The organism is Streptomyces sp. NPDC015171 (assembly GCF_043079545.1).
In the GTDB taxonomy this organism is placed as follows: Bacteria; Actinomycetota; Actinomycetes; order Streptomycetales; family Streptomycetaceae; genus Streptomyces.
The window spans coordinates 21,067-40,399 of record NZ_JBIBUO010000027.1 but is presented as its reverse complement, the minus strand read 5'-3'; the positions used below and the strand labels follow the sequence as shown (position 1 = coordinate 40,399).

The following is a 19,333-nucleotide window of genomic DNA, read 5'->3' as shown; positions in this document are numbered from 1 at the left end:
CGTACCAGCCGGGCACCCGGCGTCAGACCGCCAGCCGCCCCGGACGGACAACTGTCCCGGACGATCAGCTGCCCGGACGATCACCTGCCTCAGACAGTCAACTGCCGTAGGCCGCCCGGAGCTTCGGGGTCACCGGTGGTGAAGCCGACACGCGTGTAGTACTCCGTGCCGAGGACGCGGTCACGGGTCTTTGCCGGGAGGCGGGCGAGGATCCCCGGCAACGACCGCTCCCGCGCCGCCTCGCTCCGGTGCGCCCGGATCGCGGCCCACTTCCGGGGGAGCCACGGCCTGACGTCCACCGTGGCGGTGATGTGCGAGTCAGGCACGCTCAGCACGGACTTGCCGGCCCGGCCGAGGAGTTCGCCCAGCTCGACGGCGCCCGAATGGGGGTGTGTGGCCAGGTGGAGGGCGCCGGGCCGCCAGGGCTCACCCGCCTCGGGATACAGCTGCCCGAGCCCGGCGGCGGTCACCGCGAGCAGGGTCATCCGATGGGTGTGCCGGTGATCGGGATGCCCGGTCAGCTGTCCGTAGGCGTCGTGGGTGACGACGATCTCGGGTCTGACCTCCCTGATGTGGGCGACGATACGGCCGACAGCCTCATCGACCGGCACTTCGCACCAGCGTGGCCGCCCGGGTGCGGACTCCGGGATCCGGTGGTCGGCGTAGCCGAGCAGGCGCGGTGGCTCGCCGACGCCCAAGCAGGCGAGGGAGTCGGCGAGTTCGCCGGCGCGCGGGCTGCCGGGTGCCCAGGTGGCCGTGACCACGGCCGTACGGGCGCCCGCTGCGGCGTGCTGCGCGAGGACGCCGCCGGCGAGCAGGGCCTCGTCGTCCGGGTGCGCGAAGACGGCGAGCAGGCTGAGTGTCACGGCTTCCTCCGCTCGGCTACGGTCCGGTCCGGCTCCCGGCTCACATCGTGTCCCAGTCCCAGGTGTCGAAGTACGCGGCCAGGCCCGTACGGCGGGCCTCCGTCACGGCGCGCAGCCGGGCGAAGTCCTGTGCCGGCATCAGCGACCGCCATGCCTCCAGGGGCAGGACGCGGATCTCGTCGTGTTCCTCCGGGTCCAGGGTGATCGCCCGGAGCTGCGCCTCGCTGAGCCGGCCCCCGTCGAAGACCAGCCCCATCGTGCTGTACGGCCACTCGACGCCGGGCAGGCCGTAGACGGCGGCCAGCAGCCGTGGCGGACCGGCGACCGTGATGCCGGTCTCCTCCCGGCACTCCCGCACCGCCGTCTGCCAGGGCCGCTCCCCGGGCTCCATCGTGCCGCCCGCCATCTGCCACGGATGCGAGGGGCTGTACGGGGCGTGGAACTGGACGGGCCGGTCCTGCTCGTCGGTGAAATGGACACAGGCGAACCCGGTCGCCTTCATCAGCTGCGCTGCGTACTCCTCGGGCGGCAGCCAGACACGGCTCACGACGCTTCCTTTCTCGCCCGGCTCCGGTCCGGGAGCCGACTCATCGGCGGCGGTCATCGGCGGGTTCGGCGGCCGGGCTCCGTTCCCAGCCGTGGAGGGAGAACGGCCGGCGTTCCGCGATCCCCGCCAGGGCGGCGGCCGTGTAGGGCACGGTGTGGGCCGGCGGGTCCGCGGGGTCCGCCCACAGCAGCCCCGCGCATTTGTGCGGCTCACGGTTGACCGGGCTGCCGCGCCAGCTGTCGGCGAGGAAGAAGAAGCCGACGCGTGCCTCTCCGTCGCCGTTGCGGTGGTGCACGACATGGACGAAGTCGAGTTCGGCCGCGCCGAGTTCGACACCGACTTCCTCGGCGGTCTCGCGGATCGCTCCGGCCACCACCGATTCGCCCGCTTCGAGATGCCCGCTGGGCGGGCAGAGCTGACCGTCCGCGTAACCGGTGCCGGCCCGTTCCATGAGCAGGACGCGCCCGTCGGCTCTGCGAAGGAGCACATGGACGTCGACGATGGTGCGGTAGCGGCTCGTCATGCGGTCCTCCCGGGTTCCCGGTGGCGTGGTGCGGCCCAGGTCACCATGGCCCCCTCCGCGGTCGTCCGGTTCCGTCGTCGGTTCCAACGACCGGGCCGCCCTTTCGAACACACGTATTTCGGACGGCCTGCTAACCGCCGTACGAAGCGGTTCCCGGAACATGCCGGGTGCATTGATCCTTGCCCGGCAACGGAACCCGGCCGGTCTCGGATGGCCGAAACATCACCCCCGGTGACCGAGGAGTCGGCGGGATCCGTGGGTGAACCGGCCCGGCGGACGGGCATCATGCGGAGACGTGGCAGGCGCACAGCGGGGGGAGCCGATGGTCAGCGAGGTACGCCGGGACGACGACGGGCCGGCGCGGCGGCAGGAGGAGGCCGGCCGCGCCGTCCAGGAGTCCCGGCGGCTGCTCGACTCCTCGGAGGGCTGGCCGCCCGTCGCGGAGCTGGACACGGTGATCGACCGGCTGGTCGCCGCGGAGACGGCGCTGGCCGTGAACGAGGAGGACTTCTCCGGGGTCTTCATCGTCCTCGGTCTCATGTTCGGCACGCGCTGCCGGAGCAGGGGCGACGACATGCCGTCCGCCTCCGCCTCCCAGGACCGGGCGGAGGCGTTGCGGCGCCTGCGCTGGGCGGACCGCCACGGACCGTCGACCGGTCCGCTGTTCGTGCAGGCCCGGATGATGATCGTCTTCCTGCTCGCCCCCTGGTCGCTGCCGCGCCCCGACGGCAGCCGCACCGTCCTTCAGGACGCCCTGTTGACCGTCGGCGACGACACGGTGCTGACCGAGTCGATGCGTCAGGACCTCACCGAGGCCCTGGAGGTCGTCGGCCGGCTGGCTCAGGCCCGGGTCGACGAGGGGTTCGCGCGACAGACCGCGCGGGTCCGGCGGGTGATCGAGCGGATGCTCGCCCCTGGCGCCACCGGCGCACCCGGCTCCGGCCGGCCGCCCGAGACGGGAGCGCCCGGCGATGAGCCGCGGACCGGCGTCCCGGACGGCACCGGGACGGGTGACGGGACGGAGGATCCCGAGAGCGCCCTGTTCGACGCCGTGCGCGGCCTGGTGGCCCTGGCCGGTGCGTGCAGCACGGCTCGTTTCACCCGCGTGCTGGTGTGGCTGACCGTGACGCTGGGGTCCTCGTCCGAAGCCTCGGGGGCCGGCACGGAGCTGGAGCTGGACCCGCAGGCCGTGGCGTTGCTGGACCGGGCCGCCGCCGGCCGGGCAGCGGGCGTCGACGGCATCCGCCGCGCCGCCGACCTGGTGCGCACGGCGGTGCGCGCACTGCCACCGGAGGCGCCCGAGCGGGCCCGGGTGGCGCGGCTGCACGCCTATCTGCTGGTCCTCGTGGAGGTCGGGGCCCCCGGATCGGTCGACTTCCGTACGGTGGAGCGGCCCGCGCCGAGGGACGGCGAGGACGGAAGCCGGCCGGCCGACTGGCCCGCCGGTCTCACCCTTGAGCCGGGTCTCCTCCCCCATCTCGACGACGCGGTACGGAACTTCGCCCTCCAGTCCGGCATACGGGAGCGGCGCTACGCGGCCCGCCTCGACCGGCTGCTGGCCTACCGGACCGGCGATCCCGGCTACCTGGACGACGCGGCCACGCTCCTCTCCGAGGCGGTCGGCCTGAGCCCGCCGGACTCCTGGTGGGTCACGGTGCTCCGGACCGAGCTGGCCGAACTGCTGGACCAGGCCGCCGCGTACGGCAGCCTCCACGACGCGAACCTCTCCCTGGCCGCGGTGCGCGAACTGGACGCGACGCTGCGCCACGAGGGCTCGTTGCCGCTCGACGCGCCCTTCTCGCTCGACCTGCTGCTCTCCACCGCGGACCGTGAACTGCGGCACGCGGAGCGCACCGGAGACCATGAGGCGCTGCCCGGCCTCATCGAGGAGCTGGGCGCCCGGCACGCCGTCCTCCCGCCGGACAGCGGCAGGCGCGGCGAGGTGGCGGAGCGGCTGGAGCGGCTCCGCGCGCTGTGCACGGCCGGCCGGCGGCCGGCCCCGGGAGCGGGGGAGGCCGCGTCCGCCGGGCCGGTGGATCTCGCCGCCGAACGGGAGGATCTGGCACGCGCGATCGCCGAGTCCCACCGGACGCTGGGCGGGCGGGAGATGTACTTCCAGCAGGAGTACGAACTGCGTGCGGCCACCGGCCTGCGGATGTTCCTCTCCGTCCTGCGCGGCCTGGCCGAACCCGGGCTGCTGGACGACACCATCGCCGAACTGACCCGCGCCCGCGAGCTGATCGCCGAGGGGCGTGCCAGGACACAGCCCGTGGAGGTCCTGAAGAGTCTGGCCGAGGCGCACATCATGCGTGCGGCCCGGCGCGGCCCGGGTGCCGGCGCGGACACCCTGGCGTTCGCGGAGGTCACCCGTGAGGCACTGGACGAGCTGGCCGCCGACGTCCTGCTCCAGGCCGGTGCCGATCACGGTCTGACGGCCGCCCTGCACGGTGCCGAGCTGTCCCGGCGGCTGGCGTTCGTCGGCCTTCTCACCCGGCGCCCCGCCGACGCGGTGGCGGATCTGGAGAGGGGGCGTGCCCTGGTGCATCAGGCCGCCGCCGCGTCCCGGAGCATTCCGGAACTCCTCGAAGCCGCCGGGCACCCGGAACTGGCCAGGCGGTGGCGGGCCCAGGCCCTCGCGGACCCGCTGCGCCGAGCGCCCGGCGACGGGGCGGCCCCGCCGGCCGGGAGCCCGCCGGTCCCCGGTGCCCTGCGGCACGGCGCACTGGCCGCCCTGGGGGTGCGTCCCCTTCCCGGGCGGGGACCGGGCAGCCGGCGGCTCGCCGGCCCCGCCGACGTGCCGGCGCTCACCGCCGGCCTCGCCCCCTCGGGCGCGGACGCCTTGGTCTATCTGGTGCCCGGCGTGTCCCTGCCCAGCCGCTCGTACCCCGGCTACGCGCTGGTCCTGCGCCCGGGAGCGGGCCCCGTCATGCTTCCGCTGCCGAAGCTGACGGCAGCCGGCGGCTCACCGCTGGACCGCTACCTGGAGGCGGCGGCGGAGCGTTCCAAGGCGCTGGCCGACCCGACGACGCACGCCTCGTGGCGGGCCGCCTACGAGGGGCACTGGCAGGCCGTGCTCGACCAGCTGTGCGACTGGGCCTGGCCGGCGGCGATGGGCCCCGTGCTCTCGGAGGTACGCCCGCTGTCGGCCGCGCAGTGGCCGCTCGCCCGGCCGCCGCGGATCGTGCTGGTGCCCTGCGGCCGGCTCGGCGTCGTACCGTGGCACGCCGCGCGCATCCGGGGCGTCACCGGGCACGGCCACCGGTACGCCTGCCAGGAGGCCGTTCTCAGCTACGCACCGTCCGGCACGCAGTTCCTCGGTGCGGCGGGCCGGCGGCGGATACCCCCGGCCGACGGGCCCCAGGTGCTCGTCGCCGATCCCGGACTGACTTTGCCCTGGGCCGAGTTGGAGGCTTCGGCGGTGCGCGCTTCCTGCTACCCCGACGCGCTGCGGTACGGCGAGTACCTCGGCGCGGGCGAGGTGCCGGACGCGGCCGGCACGCCGGCGGAGCTGCTCGCGGCGCTGCCCGGCGGCACCGTTGCGGCATCCGTGATCCATCTGGCGTGTCACGCCATGGCCGCGCCGCGCCCGACGGATTCGGCGCTGTCGCTGGCCGCACTGCCCGGTGCGGACCGGGACTCCGGCCGGCTCACGGTGGCCGGCATCCTGGACGGTGCCACCGGGCCGCGGCCGGGCGCCGCCGGGCCGCTGGTGGTGCTGAGCGCCTGCGAGACCGACCTCAGCACGGGCCACCACGACGAGGCGCTGACCCTCACCACCGCGCTGATCACGCGTGGTGCCGCGGATGTCGTGGGGTCGCGCTGGGCGGTGCGTGACGGTGCGACGGCGGTGATGATGGCGGTCTTCCACCATCACCTCACGGCGGGCGGGCTGGCCCCGCCCGATGCGCTGCGGGCCGCCCAGCTGTGGATGCTCAACCCCCGCCGCAGGCTCCCGTTCGCCGTGGCCGGGCCCCTCGGCCGGGAGGCCGCCCGCCCCGATCTGCACCGCGTCCACCACTGGGCCGCCTTCACCCACCAGGGCAGCCCGGCGGTGTGACATGCCGCCGGTAGCGCTCGGCGAGCACCAGGGTGAGCCTGCCCATCCAGGTGAAGTCGTCCGGGTACTCCCACTCCTCGGGTGCGGCGAGCACGGCGGGCAGCTCCTGGCGCGGGATCGCGGGTCCCGGCTGGTGGCCGGCGGCGCCGTCCGGTGCGGTCCAGGGGATGTACCGGCAGACCACGATCGATCCGCGGTCGACGAGGGGGAGCAGGATGGCCGCCAGGTCTTCGGCCGGCGCGGACGCCAGGGGTTCCGCCAGGTCGAACCGGACCGCGGGGAGGATGTCCGACTCGGTCGCGTTCAGCAGGAAGGCGTCCTCGGCGTCGGACGGGACGGTGCTGCTCATCCGGCGATTATCGCAGGTCACAGCAGCCCGTACGCGATGCGGTGCCGACGTGGACGGCGGGCGGCACCCCGGGCCGCACCCCAGGACGGGCCGCCCGGGGACCATTGCGGACGCGGCACGCCTGACTTACGGTTCACCCGCGTCAACCCCGCCGGTTCCCGCCGGAGTTCGGCTCCGGCCCGGACGGCCGCTCCCGCACGCCTCCCCCACGATCCGGAGGTTCCAGTGGACCGCAGGACCCGACGGCCCGTGCTCCGCACGCCGGCCGCAGTCGCGCTCGCCGTCACCGCCGTGCTCGGCGCGGCCTCGCCCGGTGCCGCGGCGGCGGACCGCCCGGCCGGCACCGGACCGGCGGCGTCCCGCGTGCCCCTGCGCGTGGCGACGTACAACATCCACGCCGGAGCAGGCCAGGACGGCGTCTTCGACCTCGACCGCACCGCGGCGGCGATCCGGGCCCTCGACGCCGACGTGGTCGGCCTGGAGGAGGTCGACGTGCACTGGGGCGCCCGGAGCGGCTACACCGACGAGGCCCGGGAACTGGCCGGCCGGCTGAACATGCGGGTCTTCTTCGCGCCGATCTACGACCTCCCCCCGGACACGGCGGGCGGTGAACGGCGGCGGTACGGCGTCGCGGTGCTGAGCCGCCACCCGGTGCACGACGCGCAGAACCACGAGATCACCAGGCTGTCCACGCAGACCCCGGACCCGGTGCCGGCGCCCGCGCCGGGATTCGCCGAGGTGACGCTCCGGGTCCGGGGCGTCCGGGTGCATGTGTACGCGACCCATCTGGACTACCGCACGGACCCCTCGGTCCGGCGGGCCCAGGTCGAGGACATGCTGCACGTACTGGCCGCCGACTCCGGCCCGAAGGTCCTGCTCGGCGACTTCAACGCCGAGCCGGACGCTCCCGAACTGGGAAGGCTCTGGGGACCGTTGGCCGATGCGGCGCCGCACGGCGGCAAGACCTTCCCGGCGGTCGATCCGGTCAAGCGCATCGATCTCGTGACGGTCTCCCGGGACGTCGCCGTGAGCGGCGCGCACGAGTCCGGGACCGCGGCCTCCGACCACCGCCCGGTGGTCGCGGACCTCCTGCTGCGCCGCCGCGGGCACTGAACCGCCCCGGGCGCGTCCCCCGGCGCGATCGTGTTTACATGCTCCTGACAACTCAGCGATTCCATGGCACCCTGCCTCACGCACGTCCGTCCGCACCGTTCTTCGTTCCCCCACCCTGCCCGGACCCGACCAGTCCTGGCACGGCAGAAGGAGACCTGCGTGAGACGCCATCGCACCGCCGCGGGCATTCTGTTGGCCGTCGGAACCCTGTTCACCGGCGGCCTCGTCCAAGCCGGAGCCGCCGACGCCGCCCCGGTGGCGACCGCCTCGGGGCCGTCGGCCGCGGCCCACACCGCCTCGGCGGCCGCACAGCACAAGGCCCGCACCTTCTGGACCGCCGCGCGCATGCGCGGCGCCACCCCTCTCGACCTGCTGCTGTCCGAGCGGGCCGCCACACACCTCAAGGCGCCGAAGGCGCACGGGAGCCCGACCACGGTGGCACCGACCCCGGCCCCGGCCCTCGCCTCCTTCCCGCAGGCGGGCGGCCCCTGGACCGGCGGCGGCGCCGTGGCCACCACCTCGGGCCGGGTGTTCTTCACCTTCCAGGGGCGTACGGCCTCCTGCACCGGCAACGCCGTCACCAGCCAGAACGCCAGCACGGTCATCACGGCCGGGCACTGTGTGAAGTACCAGGGCAGCTGGCACACCAACTGGGTCTTCGTGCCGGCCTACGCCGACGGCAACGCGCCGTACGGCCAGTGGAGCGCGGCCAGGACGCTCACGACCCCGCAGTGGGAAGCGAGCGAGGACATCAACTACGACGTCGGCGCCGCGGTCGTGGCCCCGCTGAACGGCAGGACGCTCACGTCGGTCGTCGGCGCACAGGGCATCCAGTTCAACGGCGGCTACAACAAGCCGATGTACTCCTTCGGCTTCCCCGCCGCCGCGCCGTACGACGGCACGAAACTCATCTACTGCAGCGGCAACAGCTCGAAGGACTTCCTCTTCTCGCAGGACCACGGCCTCGGGTGCAACATGACGGGCGGATCCAGCGGCGGCCCCTGGTTCACCGGCTTCACCGAGGCGGCCGGCACCGGTCTGCAGGTATCGGTGAACAGCTTCGGCTACACGTTCCTGCCGAACCTGATGTTCGGCCCCTACTTCGGTGACGTGATCAAGGCGCTGTACGACAAGGCCCAGGCCGCGTAACGTCCGCGCGGCCGACCGGCCGAGGGGCTGTCCGGTCTGTTCACCGGCGGCCCCTTGCGGCAGCGGCGGCCGGGATGCGCCGCACTCGCCCGGTTCGGGCCCGCCCGGGTGTCATGTCCCGGATGCATCGGCACTGCCAACCGTTTACCTCTCCTTTGCCAGTGCATGATCGTCTGTTGCCCGTCGGTCACCGCGTCCGCACGCCGGACGCCGGACGCTTCAAGGAGTCGTATTCATGTTCAGACCTACGCGTCGTCACCTCACGGTCGCCACCGCCCTGGTCGCCGCCACCACGGCCGCCGTGGCCGTGACCACGGCCGCCGGCGCCTTCGACAACGAGCAGAAGGCGAAGGACGCGATCAAGGGCGGGAAGGCCAAGAACGTCATCCTGCTCATCGGTGACGGCATGGGCGACTCGGAGATCACCCTCGCCCGCGACTACACCGTCGGCGCCAACGGCCGCCTGAACATGGACAAGTTCCCGCTGACCGGCGCCTACACCACGTACGCGGTCCACGCCGACGGCACCCCGGACTACGTCACCGACTCCGCCGCCAGCGGTTCCGGCTGGGCCACCGGCGTGAAGACGGTCAACGGGCGCATCTCCAAGACGCCGGGCACCAACAAGTCCGTGCGCACCATCCTGGAGCTGGCCCAGAAGAACGGCTACGCCACCGGCAGCGTCACCACCGCCGAACTCACCGACGCCACCCCGGCCGTGCTCGCCTCGCACGTCACCGACCGCTCCTGCCAGGGCCCGGCCGACATGGCCAAGTGCCCCGCCGACACGCTCGTCAAGGGCGGACAGGGCTCGATCGCCGAGCAGTCCGTCAACCACAAGGTGGACGTCCTGATCGGCGGCGGCAAGCAGCGCTTCGACCAGAAGGTCACCGACGGCGCGTACAAGGGCCTCACCGTCACCGACCAGGCCAAGAAGCTCGGCTACCAGGTCGTCACCGACAAGGCGGGCCTGAAGAACGTGAAGTCGGGCAAGCCGGTGCTGGGCCTGTTCGCCCCCGGCAACGTGCCCGTCGAGTGGACCGGCAAGCCGGCCGCGGTCGGCGGCACGGACCCGCAGCGGTGCGTGACCTCCAACCCGGCCCGTCCGTCGGCGACGCCGAGCCTCGCCGACTCCGCCGCCAAGGCGATCCAGCTGCTGGAGGCGAAGCAGCGGCGGACCCACTCCAAGCAGGGCTTCTTCCTGCAGATCGAGGGCGCCTCGATCGACAAGCAGGACCACGCCGCCGACCCCTGCGGCCAGATCGGCGAGACGGCCGCCTTCGACCGCGCGGTGAAGCTCGCTCGCGACTACGCGGCCAAGCACCCCGACACCCTGGTCGTCACCACCGCCGACCACGGCCACACCAGCCAGATCGTCCCGCTGGAGGCCACCCCGCCCGGCCTGTCCTCCACGCTCGTGACCAACGAGGGCCAGCAGCTGAAGGTCAACTACTCGACCAACGCCCCGGGCCAGTCCCAGGAGCACACCGGCACCCAGGTCCGCATCGCGGCCCAGGGTCCGCAGGCGTACCGCGTCCTCGGTGTCACCAACCAGACGGACCTGTTCACCACGATCCGCGAGGCGCTGCGCGTGCGCTGAGCCGCGCGAGCGAGGGGGGAACGGCCGCCACCGTTCCCCCCTCGCGGTTTTTCCGGCGCTTTCCCGCGGTCCGGTGCGGCCGGGGCACAACTCGCGAGGGGTACGGTACCTGCGAGATTATGGGGAGATCCAGCGCCCCGAACGCCGAGCCGCCGCAGCGAGCGGCCGGGCCGGAAGGAGCGGCATGAGACACAGAACCTTGGTCACCCTGGGGGCCTCGCTGTGCACCGCCGCGGCACTCGGCCTGGGAACGCCACGGGTGGCCGTGGCCGCCCCCGAGTCCTGTTCCTACGCGGCGTCGCAGCTCAGGCCCACCCTCACCTACGGTGACACGGGCAGCACGGTCAGACAGGCACAGTGCCTGAGCAACAAGTGGGGCGGCCAGCCGCCCAAGCTGGCCCTCGACGGGGTCTTCGGCTCGGTGATGCTGAAGAAGATCGAGTGGATCCAGGGCTGCCACGGCCTGCCGCCGAGCGGCGTCATCGAGGGACGCACCTGGCACGTCCTCTACCATCCGGCTCCGGACTGCTACGACCCGTATCCGGCCTGAGCCGCGGGCGGGCCGGACCCGCCGGGGTCCTGACCTCCCGCACCGCCGTCGGCCACGGGGTACGGCACGAACGTGCTGGCGTTCTGGTCGATCCGCAGCGCGTGCCCGAGCGGCGGCGCGGCGCGTTGCGGGCAGTCGAGGCGCTCGCAGACGCGGCACCCCATGCCGATGGGGGTGGCAGCGGAGGCGTTGGAGAGGTCGAGGCCGTCGGAGTAGACGAGCCGGTGGGCGTGCCGGATCTCGCAGCCCAGCCCGATGGCGAAGGTCTTGCCGGGTTCGCCCCAGCCGCCGCGGTGCCGGGTGACGGCCCGCGCGGTCCACAAGTAGCGCTGCCCGTCCGGCATTTCGGCGATCTGGACGTGGATCCGGCCGGGCGCGGTGAACGCCTCGTAGACGTTCCACAGGGGGCAGGTGCCGCCGGAGCGGGAGAAGTGGAAGCCGGTGGCGGACTGGCGCTTCGACATGTTGCCGGCCCGGTCGACGCGAACGAAGGAGAACGGCACCCCGCGCAGCCGCGGACGCTGAAGGGTGCTCAGCCGGTGGCAGACCGTCTCGTAGCCGAGGCCGTAGAGGTCGGTGAGGCGCTCGATGTCGTAGCGCATCTCCTCGGCCGCCGCGAGGAACGCGCCGTACGGCAGGATCAGGGCCGCGGCGAAGTAGTTGGCGATGCCGATGCGGGCCAGGGCGTGGGCCGGTGAGCCGGGGGCGAAGTCCTCGGCGGCCTGGCGGTCGAGTTCGTCCTCGTAGGCGAGCAGGGCGAGCTGTGTCGCCATGCGGAACGCGCGCTGGCCGGGGCGCAGCCGGGTGGAGAGGTGGAGGGTGCGGGTCGGCGCGTCGTAGTGGTGCAGATGTCCGCCGGGCTCGTCGGCGAGGCGGACGCCGTGCCGGTCGGTGAGGCAGGCGGTCAGCGCCCGGACGACCTCGCCGGGCCGGATGCCGATGTCCCGGGCGAGTTCCTCCGCGGCGAGGTCGGTGGCGTGGAGGTAGTTCTGGCGGCGGTAGAAGAAGTCGCGGATCTCCTCATGGGGTGAGCGGGGCTGCTCGGGGGTGTGGCCGCGGCCGTCCGCGGCTTCGGCGAGGCGCTCGGCGAGCAGCTGGTTGCGGCGGCCGAGGTCGAGCAGGACCCGGGCGACGGCGGGTGTGCGGGCGGCGAGTTCCGTCAGATCGGCGGCGGAGACGCTGGCGTCCGCGAGTTGACCGGCCAGGGCCTCCCGGAGGTCCGCCACCAGACGTGTCGTGTCGCGCTCGGAGAAGAAGCCGGGGTCGACGCCGAACGCCTCGGTCAGGCGCAGCAGGACCGGGACGGTGAGCGGCCGGGAGTCGTGCTCCATCTGGTTCAGATAGCTGGGCGAGATCGCCAGCACCCGGGCCAGCTCGGCCTGGCTCATCCGGCGCTCTTCGCGCAGGCGGCGCAGCCGCGCCCCGGCGTATGTCTTGCCCACCCGATCGTCCTCCGTGTCCGGCTCCCGGTCAGCGTAGGCGATCAGACCGCCCGAGGACCCTTCGCAAACTTGGCAAACAAGGGCGGGAAGATTCGCACAAGTTGGCAAACGTCCACGGTTGTTGGCACTCAGTGCCAGTGTCAGAGTTTTCCCGCGGCCCGCCGGAGACCGGCGGCCACCGTTCGGAACCGGGGCGCGATTTCATGCCCTGACGTCGGAGATCCCGGCGACGGCGGGGGTCGTGCACCGGCAGCGTTGCTCACCTCCGTTTCACGGCGTGATGGCGGGCCGCACCCAGCACAGCGACACAGAGTGCCACACCTGTCCGCCCGGGCAGGGAGATTGGCAGCACGCACAGACCAAGGAGACGGTGACAGTCATGGCAGAGTCGAGGACGCAGGCGGCCGGGGAACTCGCGCGACGCTGGGCCACCGACCCCAGGTGGCAGGGCATCGAGCGCACCTACAGCGCCGAGGACGTGGTCCGGCTCTCCGGCAGCGTCCGCGAGGAGCACACTCTGGCCCGGCGCGGCGCCGAGCGGCTGTGGCGGCAGCTGCACGAGCTGGACTACGTCCACGCCCTCGGCGCGCTGACCGGCGGCCAGGCCGTCCAGCAGGTCAAGGCCGGCCTCCAGGCCATCTACCTGTCCGGCTGGCAGGTCGCGGCGGACGCCAACCTGGCCGGCCACACCTACCCGGACCAGAGCCTCTACCCCGCCAACTCCGTTCCCCAGGTGGTCCGCAGGATCAACAACGCGCTGCTGCGCGCCGACCAGATCGCCACCGCCGAGGACGCGGGTGACCCCACGGACTGGCTGGCGCCGATCGTCGCCGACGCGGAGGCCGGTTTCGGCGGGCCGCTGAACGCCTTCGAGCTGACCAAGGCGATGATCGCGGCCGGCGCGGCCGGCATCCACTACGAGGACCAGCTCGCCTCGGAGAAGAAGTGCGGCCACCTCGGCGGCAAGGTGCTGGTGCCGACCTCGCAGCACGTCCGCACCCTGAACGCGGCCCGCCTCGCGGCCGACATCGCGGACACCCCCACCGTGATCGTCGCCCGCACCGACGCACTCGCCGCCAACCTGCTGACCAGCGACGTCGACGAGCGTGACGCCGAGTTCGCGACCGGCGAGCGCACGGCGGAGGGCTTCTACCGGGTCCGCAACGGCATGGCGCCCGTCATCGCGCGCGGCCTGGCCTACGCCCCGTACGCCGACCTGATCTGGGTGGAGACCGGCACTCCCGACCTCGCCCAGGCCCGCGAGTTCGCCGAGGCGATCCACGCGCGCCACCCCGACCAGATGCTCGCCTACAACTGCTCGCCCTCCTTCAACTGGAAGGCCGCCCTGGACGACGACCAGATCGCCAAGTTCCAGCGCGAGCTGGGCGCGATGGGCTACAAGTTCCAGTTCATCACCCTGGCCGGCTTCCACTCCCTCAACCACGGCATGTTCGACCTGGCCCGCGGCTACGCCGAGCACGGCATGACCGCCTACGTGGACCTCCAGGAGAAGGAGTTCGCCGCCCAGGCCCAGGGCTTCACCGCCGTGAAGCACCAGCGCGAGGTCGGCACCGGCTACTTCGACCTGGTGTCCACCGCCGTGAACCCAGCCTCCTCGACCACCGCCCTGGCCGGGTCCACGGAGGAGGAGCAGTTCCACTAGGCCGCCGGGCCGGGCGCCCTGCCTCCGGCCGCCCGCTTGACCGAGCGGAGGGCGGACGACCGTCCCCGTCCCCCTCCGCTCCCCGTCCCTCAGGAGAACCCGATGACCACCCTCGCCCCGCCCCATCAGGTTCGTGTCCTCGCCCCCGAAGGCCACCGGCACGACGAGATCCTCACCCCCGCCGCCCTGGACTTCGTCGGCCGGCTGGCCGCCGCGTTCGGGGACCGCCGCGTGGAACTGCTGAAAGAGCGCCGCAGGCAGGTGCTGCGGCTGGCCTCGGGCTCCCCGCTCGACTTCCCGATGGTGACCTCCGCCGTCCGCGCCGACCCGGTCTGGCGGGTGGCGCCGCCCGCCCCGGGCCTTGAGGACCGGCGCGTGGAGATCACCGGGCCGCCGGAGCGCCGGATGGCCGTCAACGCGCTCGACTCGGGTGCCCGGGTGTGGATGGCGGACTTCGAGGACGCCACCGCCCCGCTCTGGAGCAATGTCGTCGGCGGCCAGCTCAACCTGCTCGACGCCATCGAGCGGCGCATCGACTTCACCACCGCCGAGGGCAAGGAGTACCGGCTGGGGGACCAGCTCGCCACGATCATGGTCCGGCCGCGCGGCTGGCACCTGGACGAGGAGCACCTGGAGTACGCGGGCCGCCCGGTGCCCGCCGCGCTGGTCGACTTCGGGCTGTACTTCTTCCACTGCGCGCAGCGGCAGATCGACGCCGGTCGGGGCCCCTACTTCTACCTGCCGAAGCTGGAGAACCGCTACGAGGCCAGGCTCTGGAACGACGTCTTCCTGCTCGCCCAGGAACTGCTCGGCATCCCGCGCGGCACGATCCGCGCCACGGTCCTCATCGAGACGATCACCGCCGCGTTCGAGATGGAGGAGATCCTCTACGAACTGCGCGAGCACAGCGCCGGACTCAACGCCGGGCGCTGGGACTACCTCTTCAGCATCATCAAGACCTTCGGCCACCGCACCGACTTCCTGCTCCCGGACCGCGCCAAGGTCACCATGACCGCCCCGTTCATGCGGGCCTACACCGAACTGCTGGTGCGCACCTGCCACCGGCGCGGCGCCCACGCCGTCGGCGGCATGGCCGCGCAGGTGCCCGGCGGGGACCCGGCCGCGAACGAGGCCGCGCTGGCCACGGTCCGCCTGGACAAGGAGCGGGAGGCGGAGGACGGTTTCGACGGCTCCTGGGTCGCCCATCCGGCCCTGGTGCCGGTGTGCCGCGAGGTGTTCGACGGCGTCCTCGGCGACTGGCCGCACCAGCTCGACCGGACCCGGCAGGACGTGGACGTGACACCCGCCGACCTGCTGTCCGTGCGCCGGGTCAGCGGGCCGCCCAGCGCGGAGGGCGTGCGCACCAACATCGCCGTGGCGCTGCGCTACTTCGCCGCCTGGCTGCGCGGACAGGGCGCGGTCGCCCTCTACGGCCTCATGGAGGACGCGGCCACCGCCGAGATCGCCCGGGTGCAGGTCTGGCAGTGGCTGCGGCACCGGGTGATCGACCGGGAGACGGTCCTGCGGCTGCTGGACGACGAGGTCGCCGCGCTGGGCGCCGAGTACCCGTGGGCGCCGGTGGACGACATCCGCGCGCTCTTCGAACGGACCACGCTGGCGGGCGAGCTGCCGCTGTTCTTCACCCCGGACGCCTACGCGCGGCACCTGGTGCGGCGCACGGAGGCCATGGCATGAGCACGGGCATCCGGCGCGTCGGCGTGGTCGGCGGCGGGCAGATGGGCGCGGGCATCGCCGAGGTGTGCGCGCGGGCGGGTCTGGACACCGTCGTGTGCGAGGTCGACGCGGTCGCCGCCCGCGCCGCCCGGGACCGGGTGGCGGCATCGCTCGAACGCGCCGTGCGGCGCGGGAGGCTGGCGCAGGACGCCGCGGCGGACGCGCTCGCCCGCCTGGTGTTCACCGGCAGTCTCGACGACCTGGCCGACCGGCAGCTGGTCGTCGAGGCGGTCGTGGAGCACCCGGACGCCAAGACCGAGGTCTTCGCCGCCCTGGACAAGATCGTCGAGGATCCGGCAGCGGTGCTGGCGAGCAACACCTCCTCCCTCCCGGTCATGCGGCTGGGGATGGCGACCGGCCGGGCGGACCGGGTCGTGGGCCTGCACTTCTTCAACCCCGTGCCCGTGCTGCCCCTGGTGGAGGTCGTCACCTCGCTGCACACGTCGGCGCGGACGGTCGCCACTGTCCAGGACTTCGCGGCCGGCACGCTCGGCAAGACGGTGATCCGCTCCAGGGACCGCGCCGGCTTCGTCGTCAACGCGCTGCTCGTCCCGTACATCCTCGCCGCGGTCCGGATGGCGGAATCCGGCTTCGCCACCGCCGCCGACATCGACACCGGGATGGAGCTGGGCTGCGCCCACCCCATGGGACCGCTGCGGCTCGCGGACCTGATCGGCCTCGACACCGTCGCCTCCATCGCGGAGTCGCTCTACGACGAGTTCCGCGAACCGCTCTACGCCCCGCCGCCGCTGCTCCAGCGGATGGTGGAGGCGGGACTCCTCGGCCGGAAGACCGGTCGCGGGTTCCATGTCCACGACCAGGGCTGAGGGCCTGGTCCGACGCGGGCCGAGGGGCCCGTGCCGCCGGGGGTGAGGGTCCCCGCGCGGCGCCGCGGGGAAAGGGCGGGAAGCGCGTGTGCGGCGCTTCCCGCCCTGTGGTGTACCCGGTGCGATGTGTCCGGCGACGCGTCCGGATGACGGAACTCACCCTCCCTTCCCGCACGCCGACCCCGTAGGGTGGCCCCTGCAACTGGTTCGCCCCGTCCGCCAGGCGGGATGCGTCGCAAGAGGGAACCCGGTGGGAATCCGGGACTGCCCCGCAGCGGTGAGCGGGAACGACCGCCGTCAGTACGCACTGGGCCCGACGTACCGGGCCTGGGAAGCGACGGCCATTAGGTGTCCTCCTCGGAGGACGTGCCCGCGAGTCCGAAGACCTGCCAGCTGCCCGCGCGCGGACGATTCCGTGCGCGGACATCCCGGTGACCTCGTGGGCGGGTCGGCGTACACATCAGGCGGACGACCGCGCAGGCCGCGCGAGGTCGTGTCCGTCCGGTTCGTCACCCCTTCGCGCTCTCGTCCCGTCTCCGGGATCTCAGGGATTCATCTCGCGAAGGAGATCTCCGTGACCAGCAAGTCCGCAGCCGCGGCAGCACGGGCCACCGTGTACGGCTACCCCCGCCAGGGTCAGAACCGGGAACTGAAGAAGGCCGTCGAGGGCTACTGGAAGGGCCGCGTCACCGCCGACGCCCTCCGGTCCACCGCCGCCGAACTGCGCCGGACCCACTGGAAGCAGCTCGCCGAGGCCGGCGTCCACGAGGTGCCGACCGGTGACTTCTCGTACTACGACCACGTGCTCGACACCACCGTCATGGTCGGCGCGATCCCCGCACGCCACCGCCCGGCCGTCGCGGCCGACGCCCTGGACGGCTACTTCGCCATGGCCCGCGGCACCCAGGACGTGGCGCCGCTGGAGATGACCAAGTGGTTCGACACCAACTACCACTACCTGGTCCCGGAGCTCGGCCCCGACACGCAGTTCACCGCCGACTCCGCCAAGCAGGTCGCCGAGCTGAAGGAAGCCCTCGCCCTGGATCTGACGGCCCGGCCCGTCCTGGTCGGCCCGGTCACCTATCTGCTGCTCGCCAAACCCGCACCGGGCGTGGCCGCGGACTTCGACCCGCTCACCCTGCTCGACCGCCTGCTCCCGGTGTACGCCGAGGTCCTCGCCGACCTGCGCGCGGCCGGCGCCGAGTGGATCCAGCTGGACGAGCCCGCGCTGGTCCAGGACCGCACCCCGGCCGAGCTGAACGCCGCCGCCCGCGCCTACCGCGACCTCGGCGCGCTCACCGACCGGCCCAAGCTGCTCGTCGCCTCGTACTTCGACCGGCTCGGCGAGGCGCTGCCCGTGCTGGCCAAGGCGCCCGTCGAGGGACTCGCCCTGGACTTCACCGAGGCCGCCGCGGCCCATCTGGACGACCTCGCCGCCGTGGGCGGGCTGCCCGGCAAGCGGCTGGTCGCCGGTGTCGTCAACGGCCGCAACATCTGGGTCAACGACCTGGAGAAGTCCCTCGCCACGCTCGGCACGCTGCTGGGGCTCGCGGACCGGGTGGACGTCGCCGCCTCCTGCTCGCTGCTGCACGTGCCGTTCGACGCCGCCGCCGAACGCGACATCGCGCCGCAGATCCTGCGCTGGCTCGCCTTCGCCAAGCAGAAGACGCGCGAGATCGCGACGCTGGCCAAGGGCCTCGCCCAGGGCACCGACACCATCGCCGCCGAACTGGCCGCCAACCGCGCCGACCTCGCCTCCCGGGCCGGCTCCCCCATCACCCGCGACCCGGGTGTCCGGGCCCGTACCGCGGCCGTCACCGAGGCGGACGCCCGGCGCTGTCAGCCGTACGGCGAGCGGGCCGCGGCCCAGCGCGCCCACCTGGGCCTGCCGCTGCTGCCGACCACGACCATCGGCTCCTTCCCGCAGACCGGCGAACTGCGCACCGCCCGCGCCGACCTGCGCTCGGGCCGGATCGACACGGCCGGCTACGAGGAGCGCATCAAGGCCGAGATCCAGGAAGTCATCGGCTTCCAGGAGAAGACCGGCCTCGACGTCCTGGTGCACGGCGAGGCCGAACGCAATGACATGGTCCAGTACTTCGCCGAGCAGCTGACCGGGTACCTCGCCACCCAGCACGGCTGGGTCCAGTCGTACGGCACCCGCTACGTCCGTCCGCCGATCCTGGCCGGCGACATCTCCCGCCCCGAGCCGATGACGGTGCGCTGGACGACGTACGCCCAGTCGCTCACGGACCGCCCGGTCAAAGGCATGCTCACCGGGCCGGTCACCATGCTCGCCTGGTCCTTCGTCCGCGACGACCAGCCGCTCGCCGACACCGCCTTCCAGGTCGCCCTCGCCCTGCGCGACGAGGTGAACGACCTGGAGTCCGCCGGCACCTCGGTGATCCAGGTCGACGAGCCCGCGCTGCGCGAGACCCTGCCGCTGCGCGCCGCCGACCGGCCCGCGTACCTGGACTGGGCGACGCGGGCGTTCCGGCTGAGCACCAGCGGGGTGCGTCCGGACACCCAGATCCACACCCACATGTGCTACGCCGAGTTCGGCGACATCGTCCAGGCCATCGACGACCTCGACGCCGACGTCATCAGCCTGGAGGCGGCCCGCTCGCACATGCAGGTCGCCCGCGAACTGGCCGCGCACGGCTATCCGCGCGAGGCCGGTCCGGGTGTGTACGACATCCACTCCCCGCGCGTCCCGAGTGCCGGCGAGGCGGCCGAGCTGCTGCGGACCGGGCTGAGGGCCATCCCGGCGGAGCGGCTGTGGGTCAACCCTGACTGCGGTCTGAAGACCCGCGGCTGGCCGGAGACCCGGGCCGCGCTGGAGAACCTGGTCGACGCGGCCCGCACGGTCCGTGCGGAACTCCCCACGGCCTGATCCACGACCGGCCGCCCGGG

General features: G+C 73.2%; 14 protein-coding genes and 1 riboswitch. Of the genes, 9 read left to right on the top strand and 5 right to left on the bottom strand.

Going from position 1 to position 19,333, the window contains the following annotated elements; translation table 11 throughout:
- Positions 1-89 precede the first annotated feature (89 nt).
- From ACF073_RS38745 to ACF073_RS38735, 3 genes are read right to left on the bottom strand one after another with little or no spacing between them, the layout of a single operon-like run.
- Positions 90-866, bottom strand: coding sequence for a PIG-L deacetylase family protein (locus ACF073_RS38745; protein WP_392076208.1), 777 nt, complete (start codon positions 864-866; stop codon positions 90-92).
- Between the two features lie 40 nt (positions 867-906).
- Positions 907-1,413 (bottom strand): NUDIX domain-containing protein, encoded by a 507-nt coding sequence (locus ACF073_RS38740; RefSeq protein ID WP_392076207.1) that lies wholly within the window; start codon positions 1,411-1,413, stop codon positions 907-909.
- 40 nt (positions 1,414-1,453) lie between these two features.
- Entirely contained in the window at positions 1,454-1,936 is a 483-nt protein-coding gene (locus ACF073_RS38735; protein ID WP_392076206.1) for an NUDIX domain-containing protein, read from the bottom strand.
- Between the two features lie 295 nt (positions 1,937-2,231).
- On the opposite strand from ACF073_RS38735, the gene ACF073_RS38730 reads away from it, so the two are divergent.
- The gene (locus ACF073_RS38730) at positions 2,232-5,993 is read left to right on the top strand and encodes a CHAT domain-containing protein (RefSeq protein WP_392076205.1); all 3,762 of its coding nucleotides are present in this window, start codon (positions 2,232-2,234) and stop codon (positions 5,991-5,993) included.
- Here ACF073_RS38730 and ACF073_RS38725 read toward each other — a convergent pair.
- On the bottom strand, positions 5,965-6,342 hold the full coding sequence (locus tag ACF073_RS38725; RefSeq protein WP_392076204.1) for a hypothetical protein: 378 nt from the start codon (positions 6,340-6,342) through the stop codon (positions 5,965-5,967). The genes ACF073_RS38730 and ACF073_RS38725 overlap by 29 nt on opposite strands.
- Positions 6,343-6,567: 225 nt before the next feature.
- Here ACF073_RS38725 and ACF073_RS38720 point away from each other — a divergent pair, with 225 nt between their 5' ends.
- The 4 genes from ACF073_RS38720 (at position 6,568) to ACF073_RS38705 (ending at position 10,754) form a co-directional block, all read left to right on the top strand.
- Positions 6,568-7,455, top strand: a complete 888-nt coding sequence (locus ACF073_RS38720; protein WP_392076203.1) for an endonuclease/exonuclease/phosphatase family protein — start codon at positions 6,568-6,570, stop codon at positions 7,453-7,455.
- Positions 7,456-7,614: 159 nt separating this feature from the next.
- The gene (locus ACF073_RS38715; RefSeq protein ID WP_392076202.1) at positions 7,615-8,604 is read left to right on the top strand and encodes a trypsin-like serine peptidase; all 990 of its coding nucleotides are present in this window, start codon (positions 7,615-7,617) and stop codon (positions 8,602-8,604) included.
- Positions 8,605-8,839: 235 nt separating this feature from the next.
- On the top strand, positions 8,840-10,204 hold the full coding sequence (locus ACF073_RS38710) for an alkaline phosphatase (protein WP_392076201.1): 1,365 nt from the start codon (positions 8,840-8,842) through the stop codon (positions 10,202-10,204).
- A 184-nt stretch (positions 10,205-10,388) separates the two neighbouring features.
- Positions 10,389-10,754, top strand: coding sequence for a peptidoglycan-binding protein (locus ACF073_RS38705; protein WP_392076200.1), 366 nt, complete (start codon positions 10,389-10,391; stop codon positions 10,752-10,754).
- Here ACF073_RS38705 and ACF073_RS38700 read toward each other — a convergent pair.
- Complete coding sequence (locus ACF073_RS38700) at positions 10,733-12,196, bottom strand: short-chain fatty acyl-CoA regulator family protein (RefSeq protein ID WP_392076199.1); 1,464 nt, start codon at positions 12,194-12,196, stop codon at positions 10,733-10,735. The two genes, ACF073_RS38705 and ACF073_RS38700, sit on opposite strands and share 22 nt — an antisense overlap.
- Before the next feature lie 379 nt (positions 12,197-12,575).
- Here ACF073_RS38700 and aceA point away from each other — a divergent pair, with 379 nt between their 5' ends.
- The 4 genes from aceA (at position 12,576) to metE (ending at position 19,313) form a co-directional block, all read left to right on the top strand.
- Positions 12,576-13,859, top strand: a complete 1,284-nt coding sequence (aceA, locus tag ACF073_RS38695) for an isocitrate lyase (protein WP_392076198.1) — start codon at positions 12,576-12,578, stop codon at positions 13,857-13,859.
- A gap of 102 nt (positions 13,860-13,961) precedes the next feature.
- Positions 13,962-15,554, top strand: a complete 1,593-nt coding sequence (gene aceB, locus ACF073_RS38690; RefSeq protein ID WP_392076197.1) for a malate synthase A — start codon at positions 13,962-13,964, stop codon at positions 15,552-15,554.
- Positions 15,551-16,420, top strand: coding sequence for a 3-hydroxybutyryl-CoA dehydrogenase (locus tag ACF073_RS38685; RefSeq protein ID WP_392076196.1), 870 nt, complete (start codon positions 15,551-15,553; stop codon positions 16,418-16,420). The genes aceB and ACF073_RS38685 overlap by 4 nt, the downstream gene beginning before the upstream one ends.
- A 202-nt stretch (positions 16,421-16,622) precedes the next feature.
- Positions 16,623-16,813, top strand: a riboswitch (cobalamin riboswitch).
- Positions 16,814-16,994: 181 nt separating this feature from the next.
- The gene (gene metE, locus ACF073_RS38680; protein WP_392076195.1) at positions 16,995-19,313 is read left to right on the top strand and encodes a 5-methyltetrahydropteroyltriglutamate--homocysteine S-methyltransferase; all 2,319 of its coding nucleotides are present in this window, start codon (positions 16,995-16,997) and stop codon (positions 19,311-19,313) included.
- Positions 19,314-19,333 lie beyond the last annotated feature (20 nt).